Source organism: Mesorhizobium sp. M7A.F.Ca.CA.001.08.2.1 (genome assembly GCF_003998455.1).
Taxonomy (GTDB): Bacteria; Pseudomonadota; Alphaproteobacteria; order Rhizobiales; family Rhizobiaceae; genus Mesorhizobium; species Mesorhizobium ciceri.
The window spans coordinates 1-3,301 of the sequence record NZ_RZPW01000697.1 but is presented as its reverse complement, the minus strand read 5'-3'; the positions used below and the strand labels follow the sequence as shown (position 1 = coordinate 3,301).

Annotated in this window: 4 protein-coding genes; 1 reads left to right on the top strand and 3 read right to left on the bottom strand. The window is 60.0% G+C overall.

Going from position 1 to position 3,301, the window contains the following annotated elements; translation table 11 throughout:
- Window positions 1-50: 50 nt before the first annotated feature.
- The 3 genes from EN914_RS29275 to ccoN are packed head-to-tail and all read right to left on the bottom strand — an operon-like array spanning window position 51 to window position 2,573.
- The gene (locus EN914_RS29275) at window positions 51-206 is read right to left on the bottom strand and encodes a cbb3-type cytochrome c oxidase subunit 3 (RefSeq protein ID WP_127389446.1); all 156 of its coding nucleotides are present in this window, start codon (window positions 204-206) and stop codon (window positions 51-53) included.
- A gap of 13 nt (window positions 207-219) precedes the next feature.
- Window positions 220-951 (bottom strand): cytochrome-c oxidase, cbb3-type subunit II, encoded by a 732-nt coding sequence (ccoO, locus tag EN914_RS29270; protein ID WP_013525001.1) that lies wholly within the window; start codon window positions 949-951, stop codon window positions 220-222.
- Between the two features lie 11 nt (window positions 952-962).
- Complete coding sequence (ccoN, locus tag EN914_RS29265) at window positions 963-2,573, bottom strand: cytochrome-c oxidase, cbb3-type subunit I (protein ID WP_024505304.1); 1,611 nt, start codon at window positions 2,571-2,573, stop codon at window positions 963-965.
- Between the two features lie 246 nt (window positions 2,574-2,819).
- Here ccoN and EN914_RS29260 point away from each other — a divergent pair, with 246 nt between their 5' ends.
- The gene (locus tag EN914_RS29260) at window positions 2,820-3,236 is read left to right on the top strand and encodes a hemerythrin domain-containing protein (RefSeq protein ID WP_024505303.1); all 417 of its coding nucleotides are present in this window, start codon (window positions 2,820-2,822) and stop codon (window positions 3,234-3,236) included.
- Window positions 3,237-3,301: the final 65 nt, after the last annotated feature.

Genomic DNA, 3,301 nt, shown 5'->3' with positions numbered 1-3,301 from the left:
TTCGTGGCCGGTGGTCGAGACGCCGGAGATTTCATCGATATGCTCGTCGCTCATGGCCACTCGTCCTCAAGGGGAATCCGGGCAGCCTCGTCGGCCAGCTTGCGGCTGCCGGGGCGGAGCGCGAAGGCAGTCGCGCCGACAAAGAAAAGCGCCATGGCGACCAGGCCCCAGCTGTCGGCAAACTCTCGCATCAAATTGTAATCCATGGGTAGAACTCCCTCAGCGATAGCCCGCGGCTTCGTCGTAGTTCTTGAAATCGACCAGCGTGCCGAGCATCTGGAGATAAGCGACAAGGGCATCCATTTCGGTGACCTGTTGCGGGTTGCCGTCGAAGTCGCCGATCTTGGCTTTGGGGTAGCGGGCTTCGAGGCCGGACGTGTCGGCGTTGGGATCGGCTTGCGCCATCAGGTCGGCATTGGCGCGGGCGATCATGTCATCGCTGTAGGGGACACCGACACGCCTGTTGGCAACCAGATGCGTCGAGAAGTCCTCCACCTCGATCGGCGTGTCTTTGAGGAACGCGTAGCTCGGCATGATCGATTCCGGCACCACCGAACGCGGATCCGTGAGATGCTCGACATGCCACAGATTCGAGTAGCGGTCGCCAACTCTGGCGAGGTCCGGCCCGGTACGCTTCGATCCCCACTGGAAAGGATGATCGTACATCGACTCGGCAGCCAGGCTGTAGTGACCGTAGCGCTCGACTTCGTCGCGGAACGGCCTGATCATCTGGCTGTGGCAGAGGTAGCAGCCCTCGCGCACATAGATGTTGCGCCCGACAAGTTCGAGCGGCGAATAGGGGCGCATGCCTTCCACCTTCTCGATCGTGTTGTCGAGATAGAAGAGCGGTGCGATCTCGACGATGCCGCCGACGGTCACCACAAGAAGAGAGCCAACGAGAAGAAGCGTGGCGTTCTTCTCGATGAGTGCGTGTCTGTCCATCAAGCCCATTGTCTGGCTCCTTATTCGGCAGGCTGAAGGGCGGGAACAGAGCCGGGCATCGGCTCCTCCTCGCGCTGGTATCCGAGGATGGTCATGGCGATGTTCCAGGCCATGATCAGGGCGCCGGAGAGATACATTGCCCCGCCAATGGCGCGCATGAGATAGTAGGGATGCATGGCGGCCACGGTTTCGGCGAAGGAATAGACCAGGAAACCCTGCTCGTCGTATTCACGCCACATCAGGCCCTGCATGACGCCGGAAACCCACATGACGGCGGCGTAGACGACGATCCCCAGGGTCGCCAGCCAGAAGTGCCAGGTGACGAGCCTCAGCGAGTAGAGCCGCTCACGGTTCCAGAGCTTCGGCACCATGAAGTAGATTGCGCCGAACGAGATCATGCCGACCCAGCCGAGCGCACCGGAGTGCACGTGGCCAATGGTCCAGTCGGTGTAATGCGACAGCGAGTTGACCGTCTTGATCGACATCATCGGACCTTCGAAGGTCGACATGCCGTAGAAGGCGATGGCCATCACCATCATACGGATGATGGGGTCCGTGCGCAGCTTGTCCCAGGCGCCGGACAGCGTCATCAGGCCGTTGATCATGCCACCCCATGACGGCATCCACAGCATGATCGAGAACACCATGCCGAGCGTCTGCGCCCAATCGGGCAGGGCGGTGTAGTGCAGGTGATGCGGCCCGGCCCAGATGTAGAGAAAGATGATCGCCCAGAAATGGATGATCGACAGCCGATAGGAATAGACCGGCCGGTTCGCCTGCTTGGGCACGAAGTAATACATCATGCCGAGGAAGCCGGCAGTGAGGAAGAAGCCGACGGCGTTGTGGCCATACCACCATTGCGTCAGGGCGTCCTGGACCCCGGAAAAGGCGGAGTAACTCTTTGAGCCCAGGAACGAGGCCGGCATCGACAGGTTGTTGATCACATGCAGCATCGCGATGGTCACGATGAAGGAGAGGTAAAACCAGTTGGCGACGTAGATGTGCGGTTCCTTGCGCTTGAAGATCGTGCCGAGGAACAAGATGAGATAGGCGACCCAGACGATGGTCAGCCAGATGTCCACGTACCATTCGGGTTCGGCGTATTCCCGGCTCTCGGTGATGCCGAGCAGATAGCCGGTCGCGGCCATGACAATGAAAAGCTGGTAACCCCAGAACACGAACCAGGCGAGATCGCCGCCGAACAGGCGCGCGCGACAGGTGCGTTGCACGACGTACAATGACGTGCAAAGCAATGCGTTGCCGCCGAATGCGAAGACCACTCCGGACGTATGCAGCGGCCGCAAACGGCCGAAGTTGAACCAGGGCTGGATGTTGAGTTCGGGGTAGGCAAGCTGCAGCGCGATGACCACGCCGACAAGCATGCCGACGACACCCCAGAACATGGTGGCGATGGCGCCGTAGCGGATTGGACCATCCATGTAAGCGGATGGGTCAATCGGAGCGGCCACCTCGAAATTCGTGTTGCGGATGAGGATGGCGACAAAACCAAGCAACACAAAAAACAGCACCCACATATGCTGTCGAAAGGGCTGGTCCACGCCGAAGCCCGCGGCCACCAGGGCTGCAAATGTGAAAAGGCTCAAAACGAAGATTTGCGTGCCGAACTTCATGAGCTATCCCCGACCTCGGATTCCGATGCGCGGACGCCAATCCGCATAGACACCAATTCAGCAGTCGCGTTGTCGCCGCCTTGATCCATGTCAAAGCCCAGCCCCTTCTGATTGGGCAGCGTGGTCTTGCACTCGGAGGCCGCCCTTGAGCCGGAAGAAAGGGCTGGGATCGTCGCTGTTCGAAGCAGGCGATGAAAATCCCGCACCGACTGATCGATCCAGCAGGGAAGTGGTCCAGCCGCGGTGATGAAGCGCGCGCACAGGGAAAAGCTGCAGCTCTGCGACGCCCTGGAAAGAATGGCGGGCGCCTTGCCCGGCGTCGATCGCCTGGAGTGTCTCGGCGCGGCCAACGCGATCGTTCCGCTGCTGCGCAACATTGATCAATACGAAGAGACGGTCATCTTTCCCGCCTACGAGGATGCCGTGGTCAGCAGCAATGCGAACCTTGCCTCAACCCGGCGATTGCGGGCCGAACATATGGAAGACGAATGCTTTGGCGGTGAGGTGACCGAAATTCTGCTGGCCATCGGTCATGGCGAGGCGGTCGAAAACCCCGAAGCCATCGGGTTCATGTTGCGCGGCCTGTTCGAGAATCTGCGCCGGCACATCGTGTTTGAACGCGAGCATGTCCTGCCGATGATCGGGATCGTCGACCGAGACTAGAGTTGACGCAATTCCGGACGGAAAACTGTTTCAGCCTTTTCCTGGAATTACTCTAGGCTCCGGAG